Raw genomic sequence first — 16,843 nt, forward strand, 5'->3', positions numbered from 1 at the left:
ACAGCCGAGCGTCTGTACGCCCTGCTGTTGAAGGTGATGTTCCTGCTGCCGCCGGAACGCATCCACCATCTGGCCTTCGGCGCCATGAAACTGGCCGCCCGGTTCGCGCCGGGCCGCCGGTTGACGTCGACGCTGTTCGTCGCCGACGATCCGATCCTGCGCAGCCGGGTGTTCGGCGTGGACTTCCCCGCGCCGCTCGGCCTGGCGGCCGGCTTCGACAAGAACGCCGAGGGCGCCGACACCTGGGGCCCACTCGGCTTCGGCTACGCGGAAATCGGCACCGTCACCGCCCAGGCCCAGCCCGGCAATCCGGCGCCGCGCCTGTTCCGGCTGCCCGCCGACCGCGCGCTCATCAACCGCATGGGCTTCAACAACTTCGGCGCGGCCGCCGCCGCCCAGCACCTGGCCCACCGCCGCCCCGGCGGCGTGCCGCTGGGCGCCAACATCGGCAAGACCAAGGTCGTCGAACCCGAGGACGCCGCCGCCGACTACGCCATCAGCGCGAAACTGCTGGGCCCGCTGGCCGACTTCATGGTCGTCAATGTCAGCTCCCCCAACACCCCCGGCCTGCGCGACCTGCAAGCGGTCACCTCCCTGCGCCCCATCCTGCAGGCGGTCCTCGACAGCGTGTCGGTCCCCGTGCTGGTCAAGATCGCCCCCGACCTCTCCGACGAGGACATCGACGCCGTCGCCGACCTCGCCGTCGAACTCGGCCTGGCCGGAATCGTGGCCACCAACACCACCATTCGCCGCGACGGCCTCGCCACCCCCGCCGACGCCGTCGCGGCCCTCGGCGCGGGCGGCCTCTCCGGTCCGCCCGTCGCCGACCGCTCCCTCGAGGTGCTGCGCCGCCTCTACGCCCGTGTGGGCGACAAACTGGTCCTGATCTCGGTGGGCGGCATCGAAACCGCCGACCAGGCCTGGGAACGCATCCTCGCCGGCGCCTCCCTCCTGCAGGGCTTCACCGGTTTCATCTACGGCGGCCCCCTGTGGGCCAAGCGCATCCACCGCGGCATCGCCGACCGCCTGCGCGCCGGCGGCTACGCCAGCCTCTCCGAAGCCGTAGGCGCCGGCCACACCACCCGCGCCTGACCCGAATTCGCCCTACCGGCAACCGAACCGCCGCGCCGCCAGCGCCGGCGGAGCTTTGCCGGGTGCGTTCGGCGAAGCTCGGCACGCCGGCGAAGCTCAGCAGTGATCAGCCATGGCCGCGACCCTCGAGCGTCAAAGCCTGCCGACGACGCTCGAGCGGGTCATGTTCGCCTGCTGGACACACGATCACCGGGAACTGGTGGCGGCATTCGCCGAGTAGCGTCCGCCACCAGTTCCCGGTCGGTGTCGTTTCACACTGCGTGGCGGCGCATCTGCCTGGTTTCGATCACCCCCATAGGTGCTGGGAGCGGGCGCCGGAGGTGGACGGGGGGTGGTCGGGTGTATACCAGCCCAGGGGCGTCGGGTCGGTCGCACCGAACTCGTCGGTCCAGGCGGCGGGCAGTTCGCCGTGCACCCGCTCGACCGTGCGGCGGGCCAGCACGAGCACCGCCTGCTCGACGGCGATGCCGAGGCGGGCGGCGCGGTCGTCGGCCCAGCCGTGGGCGGTGGTGTCCTCGACAATGGCGGGATCGGAGAGGATCTCGTCCAATTCCATTCCCGCCCGGGCCTGCTCACGCGTGAGCCGATGCTCCGGCAGCCAGCTCAGCCGCCACACCATCTCCCCCCGCCCCGACACCCGGAACGCGTATTCGGGACTGACATCGCTCACCATCGCCTCGGGGCTGATATCGATCGTCACAACTGCAACCTCCCTGACCGTTCGCAGGTCCTTTCACCCCTCATCGAATGCCGAATGGTCGGTATTAACGAATACCCCGAATCCGTCCGATTCACCGGAATTCTCATAACCGCCTCCTCCCCACTAATACGGACATCGCGTCCTCCACGCTGACCCCCAACTCCTCCGCACTGACAATCGCCCGCGCCGCCAAGATCATGTCCCGCCGAAAATGATTCCCGGAAAAGATCTCCGCCAACTCCATCCCCGCCAGCGCCTGCCCCCGCGACACCAGCCGATGCGGCAACCAACTCAACCGCCACTCCAACTCCCACCCATCAGCTACCCGATGCGCCGCCTCATCGGTGAGATCACTGGTCATCTGCCAATCGGCCACATAAATAGTCACGGTCTCCCCCGTTCCAGCATTCGCTGATGCAACACCGCCATCACATGCTGCACCGTGGTCCCCAACTCCGCGGCAATCTCCGCCGCCCGCTCCCCCGGTTCCTCTGTCCCACTACACATTTCAGTGAGCTCCAGCGCCGCCCTGGCTTGCTCTCTGGTCAGCAGCGGTTCGGGCCGCCAGCTCAACTCCCAGGCCGGCTCCGCGCGCCCGGCCAGCCGGCGCGCCCACTCCTGGGTGGTACTACTGGTAAGGGATCGACTGCTCTCGTAGATCACGACGGTTCTCCAGAAGGGTGGGAAGTCATCGCCGCCGTGCAGCAACCTCATTCGGCAACACCGGAGGCCGGCCGACCCACTGCTGAGATCGACCGGCTGTGCCGGGTGCAGAATATGTGGCGATATCCAGAGCGACGAGGAACTGATTTGATCGGATGTGTCCAGAGGGCTTGATATTCGCCTAGGCACCCATCCCATTCGGTTCCAGCTCGGTGTCGGCCTCGCTGCGTGCGGCGTTTCGACCCCGGCGAATGCGTCGTTTGAGGAGAGTCACTCCCATCACCAGAACCTCCCGAACAGTCTGGTGGAGGCGTTTGTTCGCCTAACCCAGGATGGCATTTGCCGTTTGGTTCCGGCAATTGCCGTTGCCACAATGGAATTGACGGGTTTTCTGTCCGATAAACCTGGCCGACGGTATCATTGAGGGCGAATGACGAGACACCATCTTCCCCAAGATCCCGGGATGGTCGCCGTCCGCGGGATCCTCATTCGCCTGCGCAAGCGTTCAGGCTTGAGCTCGGATCGATTGTCCAGCACCGAGATCGACGTCACGACCCTGCTGCAGCTCAGCGTGGTCCGGCGTTACGCACACCTGAGCCGGATGACGGCGGAACAGGCACTTCCACGAGTCATCGGGCACCTCGCCTGCCAATTGCCGCCCACCCAGCGCCTCATCGTCGATGCCGAACTGCGCCTGCGCCTGTTCCATGCCGACCCACCACCGGGCATCGACCTCGACCAGCTCTATGCTCCCGACCTCGGCCAACGTCGCCGCTACATCACCGAGCGGTGGCGCCGGCTGCACGAGGCACTGGGCGCCGCCGACGTCCCGCCCGCCCCGACCGCACGCACCCTACGGGATTCGCCCGAACGGGACGCGTTCACCGCGCTGGCCGAATTGCTCACGGCCGGATCCGAACTCGATATCGCGAGCATGGCCAAGCAGGATGCCCCAGACGCGAACCTGACATCGGCGCACGCGACCGTCACGGTGGTCGGTGACGCGGCCACCGACTACATCAATGTGGTGGAGAAGTTCCCCGAGCCCGGCACCTCGATCTGGGGCGACCTCAAACGGCACCCCGGCGGCAAGGGCCTCAATCGCGCCGTCGCGCTCGCCAAGCTGGGCTTGGACGTGCAACTGATCGCCACGATCGGCGCCGACAGCGACGGCGAGAAGATCCTCGACTATCTGCACAAAGAACATGTCGACACCAGCCTGGTGAAGGTCATGGCCGGATACCCCACTCCTGTGGCGACCGTGGTCACCCTGCTCTCCGGTGAGTCCTACTCGATTGCGTTCCGCAAGGATCGGCTCGGGCTCAGCGGCACCGATCTCGACAGTGCCGCGGTCCATCAAGCCCTGCGATTCTCCGATGCGGTGCTGGTGACCTTCGAGCAGCCGATCGATATCGTCGCGCAGGTCCTCGGGGTGGTACACAAGCTCGACCCGCCGCCCTGGCTGATCGTGAACGCCTCGCCGCCTACGATTCTGCCGGGACATCTGCACGAGCACCTGGAAGCCGTCGATTACTTCATCGGCACCGCCGACGAAGTCGCGGCCACCTGGCCGCTGAGCAGCCCCGAGGAATCGACCGACCGCCTGTTACGCCGAGGCGTCGGTGCGGTGTGCACCGTGGACGGCTCCGGCTGCACCATCCGGACATTGACCGAGGAATTCCGCATCCTGCACCAGAACAATTCCAGTGATCGGGCGGCCGGCGCGTCCCCGGCGTTCTCCGCCGCGCTGGTTTACCGGCTGACGAAGAACGGCCGCACGGCCGAACGGGCCGACTTCACCTGGGCCACCGCGGCCATCTCCGCGCGCAGTTCCGGCCCGAACATCCCGGCCTCCATGCCTTCGCTCCAGGGGATCGACATGGTGGCCGGGGGCGGTAACCTGAATAAGGCCACCGCATTTCACGAAAGCTCGTAACTGCCGTGCCGAGACTTCGCCTCCGAGCGGTGTCATCGGCGTAGGGAGCAACGGATGCCGTGGGCCGACAACATGATCCACGTCGTTTTCTGCCTGTCGGAGACGCAACACTTCTTCAGTCGCAAGGGTCGCAGACTCACGATCCGAGTCGTCGCCGTGGGCGATCACGACAACAACGGGCACGCACTGATTTTCGGCGACAAGCTGGTCGACGGTTGTCTGGTGCGAATCCATTCACGGTGCCTCTATGGCGAAGTGCTGGGCTCCGACGATTGCGACTGCGGTCGCGAGCTGGACATGTCGCTGGATCTGATCCAGCAGGAAGGTTCCGGCATCCTGATCTATCTGGAACAGGAGGGCCGCGGCGCCGGATTGATCGCCAAAGCCAAGGGCTACCAGCACAGTGAACGCACCGGCGCGGACACTTTCACCAGCTACGAGGCCCTGGGCATTCCGGCCGACCTGCGCAGCTACGACGACGCGGCCGCCATGCTGGTGGCGCTGGACCTGCGCTCGGTGCGACTGCTGACCAACAATCCGGAGAAAGTGGCCGCGGTGCGCGCCGCCGGGTTGACGGTGACCGCGGTACCGGTGCATGCCCCGCCGCGCAGCGAACGCGCGCGCCGCTACCTCGAAGCCAAACGCCTACGCGGACACCATCTCCCGGACTACGACCGCAGAATGCAGCGCCTGCTGCTGTCACACCAGCGAATGCTGCGCCGCCCGACGCGCCCGGTCGCCGTCGCCGTCGGGGTGGGCGCCGCCGGCGCCGTCGGCATGCTCATCGGCCGCCGCCGCGCACCCGCGTCCGCGACCTAACCGGCGCCGGTCGCTCCCACCACGGCGATAAGGCTTCCCGCCAGCGCCACGAATCCGCCCAGCAGCACGAATCCACCGAACGCGACCAGGGCGCCCGCGCCGGCGACGACCGTTGCCATAACCGGCACCAGCAGGCGGGACCGATAGTGGAAAGGCAGGCGGTGCCTGCCGTGGCGCCGTTTGGCCGTCAAATACCGCGCGGCGCGGCGGCTCTCCGGCGTCGTATGCACCGGGACAGCGGTCACCGCCAGCCCGGCGTCACGGACCGCGGCCACCTTTTCCGGATTGTTGGTGATCAGCCGCACCGAGGACAGGCCCAGCGTGGCAAGGCTTTTCGCCGCAGACCCGTAACAACGACGATCGGGCTCCTCGCCCAGCATGGCGTAGGCGGTGAAGGTGTCGACGCCGAGTTCCTCGGTCAGCTGCAAGCCACGCGCTTTGGTTGCCAGCCCCGCGCCGCGGCCCTCCTGCTCCAGGTAGATCAGCACGCCCATCCCTTCGTGCTGAATCATGTCCATGGTCCTGGCGAGCTCGGGGCCGCAGTCGCAATCCTGGGATCCGAGCACGTCTCCGTAGAGACATCGGGAATGGATGCGCACCAGGCAGTGGTCGGTGATCGAGCCGAACACCAGGAGATGGCCACCGTCGATACCGACGTCGAGAGGTTCCACCCGCACCCGCATCTCCTGGCCCTTGCGGGTCAGCTGATGTTCGGTGGTCGGCAGCTCGTCCAGGCGCAGCGGTCGCCGTTTCTTCCAACTGCTGGGAGCGATCGGATCGGTGAGTCGCCGAATGCGCTCTCGGCGCCGCGCGAGGGTGAGGCCGCCCTCCGTGGGCGGCTGGACTGTGGTGGACAAGCCAGGAGATCCTCCGTCATTGGTGCTCCCGCTCGATGGAGGGGCGCAGGGATGATGTGGGGTTCATCTCTCTTATCGGCTGAGCGCGAAGAGCGTATATATCGCGGCAATCTTGCCTGGATGCCGGGTCCGTGTACAGATGTCGACGCTGGACACGCCTGCGGCTTCGATGCTGCGCTCTTCCGCCTGCCCGCAGCTGGATGATGCTGTGCCGCCGGCGGTCTCGGCACTCAATGGTCGATTCCGAACTCGCGTGAGCCGCGCGGCGTCGAAGGTGGCACGGCGGCATCCGGCAAATCACTGGCTGTCACAGCCGGGGCAGTACCCGTGGATGGTGGTGGACCGCTGCCGAACGCCCGGTTCGGGGGCTGCCGGTCCCTCACAGGAGGGCATCTGGTGTTGTGCGCGACACAAGCGTCAATTTGTGGCTACGATGAGTGAGCCGCGCCACAGTTGGCGTGCGGCCATCGCGTGAGTCGGTGCGGTTATCTCTCGGGACGACGGGGTTCGCGCAGGTAGATGGGGTGCGCTTGTGGCGGGTGCGAGCGAGAGGCAATCGGGAAAAGGGTTATGACGACAGACATCGGCTATACGCACAAATCGGGCAAAACGGTCTTCACTATTCCGGAGGCGTTTCAGGAGACGGTGACGCTGCGACCTGAGCAGGTGGCGTTGCGGACGGTGGGGGGTACCCAGCAGATCACGTGGCGGGAGTACGCGGAGCGGGTGCGGGTGCTCGCGGCCGGGCTCGCGGGGCTGGGTGTGCGGCACGGGGACACCGTGGGGATCATGCTGACCAATCGGCCGGAGTTCAATCTGGTCGATACCGCCGCGCTGCATCTGGGTGCGACGCCGTTCTCGATCTACAACACCAGTTCGGCCGAGCAGATCAATCATCTGTTCACCAATGCCGAGAACAAGATTGTGATCACCGAACCGGTGTTCCTCGACGCGGTGCGCGGGGCGGGGGTGGAGCTCGAGCACATCGTGCTGGTGGAGGGCAGCGCCGAGGGGGCGATCACCCTCGCCGATGTGGAGGCCGCGGGGGCCGAGGATTTCGACTTCGAGACCGCGTGGCGGGCGGTCAAGCCCGATGATGTCGCTACGCTCATCTACACCTCCGGGACGACCGGGCCCTCGAAGGGTGTGGAGCTGACGCACTCCAATGTGGTCGCCCAGATCGTGGGGCTGGTCAATGGGCCGCTGGTGGTCGGGCTGGACGACCGGTCGGTGTCGTATCTGCCGGCCGCCCATGTCGCGGACCGGATTTCCGGGCACTGCGCCAACCTGTTCACCGGTGTGCAGATGACCACCGTGCCGGATCCGCGGGAGATCGCCGCCGCACTGCCCGATGCGCGCCCGACCGCGTTCTTCGGGGTGCCGCGGGTGTGGCAGAAGATCAAGGCGGGCATCGACGCCAAGCTGGCCACCGAACCCAGCGGGGTGAAGAAGGCCTTGGCCAACTGGGCCATCGGGGTCGGCGTGAATGCCGCGCGCGCCGATCTGGCCGGCAGCGGGCGGGGTGCGCTGCTGGACGTGCAGCACAAGATCGCCGACGCGCTGGTGTTGTCCAAGCTGCGCCACGCGCTGGGCTTCGACGAGCTCAAGGTCGCCGCCTCCGGCGCCGCCGCCATTCCGCCGGAGACCCTGGAATACATGCTGGGCCTGGGCTTCACCGTCACCGAGGTGTGGGGCATGTCGGAGACCTCCGGCGTGGGCACCTACACACCGCTGGACAAGCCGCGGCCGGGCACGGTGGGAATCGTGTTGCAGGGCACCGAGATCAAGCTGGCCGAGGATGGGGAGCTGCTGATTCGCGGCGCCATCGTCACGCGCGGCTATCGCAAGATGCCGGAGAAGACCGCCGAGGCCATCGACTCCGACGGCTGGCTGCACACCGGCGACGTGGCCACCATCGACGGCGACGGGTACGTCACCATCGTGGACCGCAAGAAGGAACTCATCATCAACGAGGCGGGAAAGAACCTGTCTCCCACCAATATCGAGAACACCGTCAAGGCGGCCTCCTCGCTGGTCGGTCAGGTGGTGGCGATCGGCGACGCCAAGCCGTTCATCGCGGCGCTGGTCGTGCTCGACCCCGACACCGCGGTCGTGCGCGCCAAGGCCCTGGGCGCTCCCGACGCCGATCTGAAGACGCTGTCCACCCGCCCGGAGATCATCGACGAGATCAAGGCCGCGATCGCCACGGCCAACGCGAAACTCTCCCGCGTGGAGCAGATCAAGCGCTTCGTCATTCTCGACCAGGGCTGGGAGCCCGGCGGTGACGAACTCACCCCCACCCTCAAGCTCAAGCGCAACCCGATCACCACCAAGTACGCGACCGAAATCGCCTCGCTGTACACGACTCCCGCCCCCGAGGGCGTCATCAACCTGTCCTGACCCGCACCAGCACCGCGGCCCCGGGCGTCCCGCCCGGGGCCGCGGTCATGTCCCGATCAGAAACGACGCCGACCGGGAACTGGTGGCGGCGGCTACTCGGCAAACGCCGCCACCAGTTCCCGGTGATCACTTGACCAGCACCGCACCGGTCACGGGAAGCCCAGCGGATACGCCACATCGAAGGCGTACACCTCCCCCGTATACCAGAACAGCAGGGCCGCAGACGTTTCCGGTGACTCCAGCCGGCAGTAATGCAACCCGGTCACATGCACCGGCCGCCGCGGACCACACCGCTCCACCACTCCGGGCTCGCCCACCGGCCCCGACACCTCGAACCACTGCCCCGACACCACCACGGTGTCGGGCCCATCCCACATCCAGCCCACGCGTCCGAATACGAAGACCGAATACCCGAACAGCAACAGCCCCGGCGCGAGCACCGCGAGCACCACATCCCGCACCGCACGCCGCGGACGGCATGGCCCGACCTGCCTTTTCCCCACCCCGATCCGCGACGCGCCGCCGAGCGACGGTGACCATCGACGAGCTGCGGTCGAACCAGACCACCGTCGCCCGCCCGGCCCCTGGGGCACTTCGTCCATGGTGGCCCGCCGCCGAGCGCCGGACCGCTGCGATGCATTACGCGCTATCGGCCACCACCGGCGAACAGGCCAACGCGACAGTCCATGCGCCTCACGGCACATCATCGACCACCAGCTGCCGGGCCACCGCTGCGTCCCGCGAGCCGCTCGCGTACTACCGGCCGCCAGATGCTCTGCCCGGCCTGGATGGTGTCGGAGGCACGACGCGGAGCCGAACACACCACCGCGTGGCGAGCTGCTGCCGCGGGTTGCCGGGCACCTCTTGCCGCCCGGCATTTCGTTCATGTCCCCCATCACGGGCTCTACTGGCGTGCGCTGCTGCACACCTGATGCACGAGAGCATCCATGGCGGAGGCGATTCGGCCCATTTGGGCGTGGCTGTGGTCGGCGGTGTCGTATTCGACCTGGATGGTGAGGCGGTTGCCGACGGTGAAGATGGTCATTTTCGGTGGCATGCCCGCGGCCATGGCGAAGACGTCGTCGCGGATGAATTGCAGGTCTTCGGGCAGGGCATGGACTGGTATGCGGCCGATATTGGACAACGCGAGGGTTGGCGGTGCGGCGAAGAGGGCGGCGGTCATCGGGTCGAGATCGGTTTGGGAGGCGCGCATGAACAGTGCCGGGAAGTGGGTGTCGAGGGTGGCGGCCATGCCGGCGGCCACCATTGTGGCGAGGGCGATGGGATCGGCGCCGGGTTCGGCGACGACCGGTGTGCCGGTGCCCGAGGCGCAGTTGAGGATGACCGAATCGGGCACGGGTGGGGACAATTCGCTGCGCAGGTCCGCCGCGTGACCGCAGAGCAGCGGTAGCGGGCCGGGTTCGGGGAACTCGGCGCGCGCCGCGGCCATGGCTGCGCCGCTGAGCAGGCTGTTCACCGAGAGTCCTTGGGCGCGTGCGGTGGCGATGACGGCGGTGGTGTGTTCGGCGGTCAGTTCGATGCGGCGCATGGCCAGTCGCTCGCTCGGATCACCGACGCCGTCACCGTCGCGGGGCAGCGTGCGCGGGGCCGCCGCGGGATCCATTCCCGCGGCCGTGGTGCGCACTCGGGCGAGGAAGGCTTCGACTGTCTCGTCGCCGAAGAGGGCGGCCAGTTGGGTGTCGACACCGGGGATCAGGGTGTGGTCCGAATTCGACAGGGGCAGGGGGGATCCCGCGAGGTGGGCGGTGTAGCGGCGCCACAGTTCGGTGAGCAGGGCGAAGGCCGAGCGGCCGTCGGCTATGCCGTGGTGCAGGATCAGGACGATTCGGGTGCGGTCGGGCTCGCGCAGCAGTTGGGCGTGGAAGAGGCCGGTGTGCCACTCCCGGGGGGAGTTCACGAGTTTTCGGTAGTGGCCGGCGGCGGCGTCGATTACTTCGAGGGCGGGTTGGTAGCCGTCGGTGAGGACGAAGCGCTGGGCGCCGGCGGGGTCGGTGACGACCGAGGCGCGCAGCAGAGCGTGGTTGGCGGCCAGTTCGGTGAGGACCCGGCCCAGGACGGCGGGGTCGATCGGGCCGCGGACGGTGGAGCCGATGAACAGCGGCATGCCGCCGATCGGTATGCCGCCGAGGTGGGTGTCGCGGGCGAAATAGCTGATCTCGAAGGGGGAAAGCACACGCTGGGTGGTCATGGGGCCGAACATACACACGTTTCAAACGCTTGTCACAGACGAATGTCTGAAACGATCGTCAGACTCTCTGTTAGGCTGGTTGCCGTGGGAACCCGAGAAGATCTGCTGGCCGGCGCCAAGCAATGCCTGGCCGAACACGGGCTGGCGCGCACCACCGTGCGGGATATCGTCGCCGCGTCCGGCACCAATCTGGCCGCCATCAACTACCATTTCGGCACCCGCGACCGGTTGCTCAATCAGGCGATGATGGAGTCCACCGGCGAGGCGGTGACCCGGATCTTCGAATCCCTGCCCGCCGATGCGGCCAGCGATCCGGGCGAACGGCTGAATGCCTTCTGGCGCAAGCTGCTCGACTCCTTCGCCGCCGACCGCGAGCTGTGGACGGCCAATATCGAAGCCATGGCCCAGGCCGTGCGCTCCCCCGAGCTGAGCGCCGAGATCGGCACCGCCCAGCAGCGCGCCCGCGAGGGGCTCGCCGACTCGCTCGGCCACTCCGACCCGCACATCGGCGCGGTCCTGCAGACCCTGATCGGCGGTCTGCTCGCCCAATCGCTCATCGACCCGGCCGGAGCCCCGTCGGCAGAGGACCTGACCAAAGGCCTACGCGCCCTGGCGGATCTGCTCGGCTCCGACCGGTCGTAACCAGCATTCGGCAGGGCCGGCGCGGACGAAAGCCTTCAAAACCCCGACCGCGCGCAGCGATCGCTCACCCGCACCCGGCGGCTTCGACGACCTCCGAATCGAAGCCCGGTCGGGCGGACACGCCTGTCGATACGACAGTGGCCCAGGACCTTTCGTCCTGGGCCACAGTGGTGAACGGCGCGCGTCAGTTCTGTTCGTAGGTGGCGATGATCTGGGCGCGGGCGATGGCGTGGGAGAACAGGTTGAAGCCGAGGTAGGCGGGGGTGGCGTCGGCGGGGATGCCAAGGGATTCCACGTCGACGGCGTGCACGGTGATGAAGTAGCGGTGGTAGCCGTGACCGGCGGGCGGGGCCGCGCCGACGTAGCCGGGGAAGCCGCCGTCGTTGCGCAGTTGCACGGCGCCGGTGGGGAGGGCGCCGCCTTCAGAGCCCGCGCCGGCGGCCAGCGAGGTGACCGCGGCCGGGATGTCGGCGACGGCCCAGTGCCAGAAGCCGGAGGCGGTGGGGGCGTCCGGATCGAAGACGGTGATGGCGAAACTCTTGGTCTCGGCGGGGAATCCGGACCAGGACAGCTGCGGGGAGATGTCCTTGCCGCCTGCGCCGAAGACGCCGGAGACCTGGTCGTTGGCGAACGGCTGGCCATCGGTGACATCGGTCGAGGTCACGGTGAAAGTGGGCAGTTCCGGCAGCGGGGCGTAGGGGTTGTAGCTGTAGTCGGGCACGAGCGAGTCCTTTCGAATCAGCAGTTCAGCAGGAAGTGTTCCAAGACGCGGGTGCCGAATTCCAGTGACTGCACCGGAACTCGTTCGTCGACGCCGTGGAACAGGGCGGTGAAGTCGAGCTCGGGCGGCAGCTGCAGGGGCGCGAAACCGAAACAGCGAATGCCCAGGCGGGCGAAGGCCTTCGCATCGGTGCCGCCGGAGAGCATGTAGGGCACCGTGCGGCCGTGCGGGTCGTGGGCCAGGATGGCGTCGTTCATGGCGTCGACGAGATGACCGTCGAAAGTGGTTTCGTAGGAATCGAGTTTGGTGATCCACTCGCGTTCCACGTCCGGGCCGATGAGCGCGTCCACCTCGCGTTCGAAGGCGGTCTGGCGGCCGGGCACCACCCGGCAGTCCACCACGGCCTCGGCGGTCTGCGGGATCACATTGGCCTTGTAGCCCGCGCGCAGCATGGTCGGATTGGCGGTATCGCGCAGGGTGGCGCCGATAATGCGGGAGATGGTGCCCAGTTTCGCCAGCTGGCCCTCGATATCCGAGCCGGCGGGATCGAATTCGAGCCCGGACTCCTCGGCGACCGCAGCCAGGAACTCCGCCACCGAATCGGAGACGACCAGCGGGAAGGTGTGGGTGCCCAGCCGCGCCACCGCCTGCGACAGGATGGTGACGGCATTGTCCTCGTGCAGGAACGACCCGTGCCCGGCACGCGCCTTGGCGCGCAACCGCATCCAGCCCAGGCCCTTCTCCGCGGTCTCCACCAGATACAGCCGTCGCTCGCTGCCGTCGGGGCGCGGCACGGTCAGTGAGAAGCCGCCGACCTCGCCCACCGCCTCGGTAATGCCCTCGAACAGATCGGGCCGATGCTCCACCAGCCACTGCGAACCCCAGCGCCCGCCGTTCTCCTCGTCGGCGAGGAAGGCGAAGACGATATCGCGCGGCGGCACCGTGCCCTCGATCTTGAACTGGCGCGCGATGGCCAGCATCATGCCGACCATATCCTTCATATCGACCGCGCCGCGCCCCCACACGTACCCGTCGCGCACGGCCCCGGAGAACGGGTGCACGCTCCAGTCGGAGGCCTCGGCCGGCACCACGTCGAGATGCCCGTGCATGAGCAGCGCGCCGCGCGCGGAATCCGCGCCCTTCAACCGCGCGAACACATTCCCGCGCCCGGGCGCCCCGGATTCCACGTACTCGGTGGTGTACCCGACCTCGTGCAGTTTCTCGGCCACCCATTCGGCGCATTCGCGCTCGCCTTTGGTGGTTTCCAATTCGCCGGTGTTGGAGGTGTCGAACCGGATCAGCGTGCTGACCAGGTCCACGACTTCCGCGACGGCACGGGACGTGCGAGTTTCACCAGTTTTCGACACTTCCCTTTCCTACCACCTCGCCGCGCTCCCGCCGCCGGGTGCTCGACCCGGGCGCACCGCAGCCGCAGGTCGGCCCGCCTCGCCCGATTCGAATCAGCCGTCGCACAAGGGCCTTCGATCCGCGGCTCAGCGCAGGACGCGCAGGGTGGCGGTGAGGGTGGCCAGCGGCGAGTCCAACCGCTGATCGGCGATGCGGCGTTCGAGGACGTCCGGGTCCAGGCGGGTGGAGGTGGCCCACAGCTCCGCGATGTGGGCTTGGACGTCGACATCGGTGGCGGCCAGCACCCACAGCAGCGGCGCCCACAACCGGGCGGCCTGGGCGATGGCGGGCAGCATGATCAGGGTGTAGGGATCCAGCGCCGCCAGCTGCGTCCCGGCGCGGCGGCGCACCGAATCGGGGGTGCGGGCCAGCGGTTCGAGAACGCCGCGCCACAGCGACAGATCGCTGGTGCCGTCGACGGCGGCGACGAGGTATTCGGCGATTTCGCCCAGCACCGGGTTGAGGGCCAGCCGCGTCAGGGCGGCGGGGCTGAGCTGGCCGAGGAACCGCAGCATCTCCGGGGTGGCCCCGGCGTGCAGGAAGGTGACGATGAGATCGGCGATGGCCGAGGGCGGGGCCACCTCGAAGAGAATGTCGCCGACGGCGGCGATCACATCGGGGGCGCAGCGGGCGAAGACCGACAGCGCCGCCAGGCGCAGGTCCTTGGAGCCGTCGACGACGGTGATCAGCAGTCGCGGAATCCGCTGGCTCTCACCGGAAAGCAGCTGCCGCACAATGGCGCTGATGCTCTCGCTGGAATAGGCGTAGGCGGCCGACCGGATCAGCCCCTCGTCGTCGGGGACGCCGGTCTCCACGGCGGCGATCAATTCCGGTGTGGCATAGGCCAGGAACGGCCCCGCGGTGATGTAGTCGCGACGGCGCAGCAATTCGTTGACAATGGCCACCACCGGCGCGGCGGGCGCGTCGTCGGCGAGCTGGCCGACGGTGCGCGGATCCAGGTACGGCGCGCAGTCCGCGGCATAGGACACATCCAGGCGGGTGAGCGCGTCGATCGCTTTGCGCGGATGCCGCACGCCCACCGCGCCCGCGGCCCGTCCGGTCATGGCCGGGGGCACCAGGCGTTGCACGATCGGCAGCGAGACCGCCAGCGGTATGACCGGCACCAGGGCGCTGATCCGCTCGAAAACCGGTGCGTGCTGGTCGAACAGCTTGCCCGCCATGCGTTGTTGCAGTTCGTGCAGGCGCGCGGGACCCAGCTTCTCCAGGTGCGCGAGCTGTTCGACGGGAACGTGCAGGGTTCGCGCCAGGAGGACGAGCTGGGCTCGCGTCACCGAATCGGTCATAAGCCCGGCCGGGTCGTGTGTAATCCGGTTCGGCCGAATCCGGCTCTGGCAGACATCATTTCCCCGTTTCTCCGGCGACAGTGCCTGGACACCCCGCGTTCGACCGCCCATCATAGAGCGGCGAATGTCGCAAAAATCGCAAACAGTGCAGACTCCCAATACGCCGCAGGGCGCCGCCATGAGTCGTCCAACGGGCGCGCAAGAGGTACGCAAGGCGGCGCAAGCGCCCGGTAAACGCCGGTGCGCACCGTGAATTCATGAACGAGACACGTGATGTGGTGGTGGTCGGCGCCGGACCGGTCGGGCTCATGCTGGCCTGCGAATTGCGGCCTGCCGGGGTGGATGTGCTGGTGGTCGAGCGGCTCAGCGAACCGGATATGACGGTCAAGGCCGGTGCGATCAACGTGCCGACCGCGCAGGCGATGGATCGGCGCGGACTCCTCCCGCAACTGGTCGAGGCGCAGCGGGCCGTGCTGGCGCGAATCGGGCAATTCAGCGGGTCCGGGCCCGCGCGGTCGAACGGGCGACCCCCGCTCTTCGGGCATTTCGCCGGAATCATGCTGGACCCGGCCCTGATCGACCTCGACGATCCCGCCTTCGCCGGTGTCGGGCCCGCCGGGCAAGCCACCTTCGTCGCGCAGCAGGCCATCGAGTCGATCCTCACCGCCCGCGCCGCCGAACTCGGCGTGGAGGTGCGCCGCGGGGTGACGGTGCGCGAATTCGCCGACGACGGTGTGGGAGTCACCGTCACCTGCGGTGATCGGGTGGTGCGCACCGGCTGGCTGGTCGGCTGCGACGGCGGCCGCAGCACCGTGCGCAAACGCGCCGGCTTCGACTTCCCCGGCCTGGATCCGGAGATCACCGGACGCCAGGCGCTGGTCGACATGACCGGCACCGCGGGCCTGCGCACCGGCTGGAACACCACGCCCACGGGCATCTACGTGCACGGCCCCATGCCCGGGCGCCTCCTCACCGTCGAGGTCGACGGCCCGCCCGCCGACCGCGACGCCCCCGTCACCGCCGACGAACTGCGCGACAGCCTGCACCGCGTCTCCGGCGTGCGGGTGCATATCGAGGCGGTGCATTCCGCGACCCGCTTCACCGACAACACTCGCCAGGTCCCGGACTACCGCCGCGGCCGTATCCTGCTGGCCGGCGATGCCGCGCACGTGCATTCCCCTTTCGGTGGCCAAGGCCTCAACCTGGGCATGGGCGATGCGGTCAACCTCGGCTGGAAACTGGCCGCCGTCATCCGCGGCTGGGCCGACGAGGACCTGCTCGACACCTACACCGCCGAACGCCACCCCCTCGGCGCCTGGGTCCTGGAATGGACCCGCGCGCAAATCGCACTCATGCGCACCGATCCCCGCAGCCGCGCCCTGCGCACCCTGACCACCGAACTCCTGGCCTCCACCCCGGCGGCCACCACCGTCTTCAAGAAGATCTCCGGCGTCCTGCACCGCTACGACCTCGGCGACGACCACCCCCTCGTCGGCGCCGCCGTCCCCGACCTCGACCTGGCCGACGGCACCCGCATCGCCGAGCATTTCACCGGTGGCACCGGCATCCTGCTGGACTGCACCGACTCCCCCGCCCTGCGCGCGGCCGCCGCCCGCCACTCCGGCCGCATCCAACTGGTCACCACCAAACCCGCACAGCCAACGGACTTCTCGGCCCTGCTCGTACGCCCCGACGGCATCGTCGCCTGGGCCCGCGACACCGCCGACCTCGAGGGCCTCGAACCGGCCCTCACCCGCTGGTTCGGCCCCGCCCACTGATCCGCGCCGCCCGGAAGCGATCGTGAGAGCCCCGCTCCGGCAGCGCGCCCCCGGCCACCCATGGCCGATCGGCGGCAGCGCCCCCCCGCAACCCATGGCCGCTCGCCGGCACTGCGGCGCGCGCATCCGGTCACCACGCGCGAGCGCGACCCCCAACGCACGATGTCGCCACACGCGAGCGCGGCCCCAGCGCACGATCTCGGTAGCCCTGCGCACATTCGGGTGGTCATCGGCCGACTCGCCCCGCCCACGGACTGCGCGCGGGGCCACCCACAACTGCTGGACGCGCGATCACCGGGAACTGGTGGCGGCATT

Annotated in this window: 15 protein-coding genes; 6 read left to right on the forward strand and 9 right to left on the reverse strand. The window is 68.3% G+C overall.

Annotated features, from left to right (window positions below):
* Window positions 1-12 precede the first annotated feature (12 nt).
* On the forward strand, window positions 13-1,092 hold the full coding sequence (locus tag ACYQ5L_RS19735) for a quinone-dependent dihydroorotate dehydrogenase (RefSeq protein WP_459963479.1): 1,080 nt from the start codon (window positions 13-15) through the stop codon (window positions 1,090-1,092).
* Between the two features lie 286 nt (window positions 1,093-1,378).
* Here the strand turns inward: ACYQ5L_RS19735 and ACYQ5L_RS19740 are convergent, their stop codons facing one another.
* From ACYQ5L_RS19740 to ACYQ5L_RS19750, 3 genes are all read right to left on the reverse strand, one after another.
* Complete coding sequence (locus tag ACYQ5L_RS19740) at window positions 1,379-1,792, reverse strand: hypothetical protein (RefSeq protein WP_459959160.1); 414 nt, start codon at window positions 1,790-1,792, stop codon at window positions 1,379-1,381.
* A gap of 103 nt (window positions 1,793-1,895) precedes the next feature.
* Complete coding sequence (locus tag ACYQ5L_RS19745) at window positions 1,896-2,180, reverse strand: hypothetical protein (RefSeq protein ID WP_459959161.1); 285 nt, start codon at window positions 2,178-2,180, stop codon at window positions 1,896-1,898.
* Window positions 2,177-2,455, reverse strand: a complete 279-nt coding sequence (locus tag ACYQ5L_RS19750; RefSeq protein ID WP_459959162.1) for a hypothetical protein — start codon at window positions 2,453-2,455, stop codon at window positions 2,177-2,179. Before ACYQ5L_RS19750 ends, ACYQ5L_RS19745 begins: the two co-directional genes overlap by 4 nt.
* 511 nt (window positions 2,456-2,966) lie before the next feature.
* Between ACYQ5L_RS19750 and ACYQ5L_RS19755 the strand changes: the two genes are divergently transcribed.
* Together ACYQ5L_RS19755 and ACYQ5L_RS19760 are read left to right on the forward strand one after the other, a co-directional pair.
* Window positions 2,967-4,391, forward strand: a complete 1,425-nt coding sequence (locus ACYQ5L_RS19755) for a carbohydrate kinase family protein (protein ID WP_459959163.1) — start codon at window positions 2,967-2,969, stop codon at window positions 4,389-4,391.
* A 54-nt stretch (window positions 4,392-4,445) separates the two neighbouring features.
* On the forward strand, window positions 4,446-5,210 hold the full coding sequence (locus ACYQ5L_RS19760) for a GTP cyclohydrolase II (protein ID WP_459959164.1): 765 nt from the start codon (window positions 4,446-4,448) through the stop codon (window positions 5,208-5,210).
* Here the strand turns inward: ACYQ5L_RS19760 and ACYQ5L_RS19765 are convergent.
* Window positions 5,207-6,067, reverse strand: coding sequence for a GTP cyclohydrolase II (locus tag ACYQ5L_RS19765; protein WP_459959165.1), 861 nt, complete (start codon window positions 6,065-6,067; stop codon window positions 5,207-5,209). The two genes, ACYQ5L_RS19760 and ACYQ5L_RS19765, sit on opposite strands and share 4 nt — an antisense overlap.
* 570 nt (window positions 6,068-6,637) lie before the next feature.
* Between ACYQ5L_RS19765 and ACYQ5L_RS19770 the strand changes: the two genes are divergently transcribed.
* On the forward strand, window positions 6,638-8,467 hold the full coding sequence (locus ACYQ5L_RS19770) for an AMP-dependent synthetase/ligase (protein ID WP_459959166.1): 1,830 nt from the start codon (window positions 6,638-6,640) through the stop codon (window positions 8,465-8,467).
* Between the two features lie 149 nt (window positions 8,468-8,616).
* Here ACYQ5L_RS19770 and ACYQ5L_RS19775 read toward each other — a convergent pair whose 3' ends face one another.
* Both ACYQ5L_RS19775 and ACYQ5L_RS19780 read right to left on the reverse strand, forming a co-directional pair.
* On the reverse strand, window positions 8,617-8,919 hold the full coding sequence (locus ACYQ5L_RS19775) for a hypothetical protein (protein ID WP_459959167.1): 303 nt from the start codon (window positions 8,917-8,919) through the stop codon (window positions 8,617-8,619).
* A gap of 452 nt (window positions 8,920-9,371) precedes the next feature.
* Window positions 9,372-10,676 carry a phthiocerol/phthiodiolone dimycocerosyl transferase family protein gene (locus ACYQ5L_RS19780; protein ID WP_459959168.1) on the reverse strand — a complete coding sequence of 435 codons (1,305 nt, stop codon included), beginning with the start codon at window positions 10,674-10,676 and terminating at the stop codon, window positions 9,372-9,374.
* Between the two features lie 84 nt (window positions 10,677-10,760).
* On the opposite strand from ACYQ5L_RS19780, the gene ACYQ5L_RS19785 reads away from it, so the two are divergent.
* Window positions 10,761-11,318 (forward strand): TetR/AcrR family transcriptional regulator, encoded by a 558-nt coding sequence (locus tag ACYQ5L_RS19785; protein ID WP_459959169.1) that lies wholly within the window; start codon window positions 10,761-10,763, stop codon window positions 11,316-11,318.
* 184 nt (window positions 11,319-11,502) lie between these two features.
* On the opposite strand, the gene ACYQ5L_RS19790 is transcribed toward ACYQ5L_RS19785, so the two are convergent.
* The 3 genes from ACYQ5L_RS19790 to ACYQ5L_RS19800 form a co-directional block, all read right to left on the reverse strand.
* Window positions 11,503-12,039, reverse strand: coding sequence for a YbhB/YbcL family Raf kinase inhibitor-like protein (locus ACYQ5L_RS19790; protein WP_459959170.1), 537 nt, complete (start codon window positions 12,037-12,039; stop codon window positions 11,503-11,505).
* Between the two features lie 17 nt (window positions 12,040-12,056).
* The gene (locus ACYQ5L_RS19795) at window positions 12,057-13,406 is read right to left on the reverse strand and encodes a M20/M25/M40 family metallo-hydrolase (protein WP_459959171.1); all 1,350 of its coding nucleotides are present in this window, start codon (window positions 13,404-13,406) and stop codon (window positions 12,057-12,059) included.
* A gap of 126 nt (window positions 13,407-13,532) precedes the next feature.
* A complete protein-coding gene (locus ACYQ5L_RS19800; protein ID WP_459959172.1) occupies window positions 13,533-14,738 on the reverse strand; it encodes a hypothetical protein in 1,206 nt (401 codons plus the stop codon).
* 269 nt (window positions 14,739-15,007) lie between these two features.
* Here ACYQ5L_RS19800 and ACYQ5L_RS19805 point away from each other — a divergent pair, with 269 nt between their 5' ends.
* Window positions 15,008-16,528 carry an FAD-dependent monooxygenase gene (locus ACYQ5L_RS19805; RefSeq protein ID WP_459959173.1) on the forward strand — a complete coding sequence of 507 codons (1,521 nt, stop codon included), beginning with the start codon at window positions 15,008-15,010 and terminating at the stop codon, window positions 16,526-16,528.
* The last annotated feature ends 315 nt before the right edge of the window (window positions 16,529-16,843 follow it).

It is taken from the genome of Nocardia sp. IFM 10818 (genome assembly GCF_054655275.1).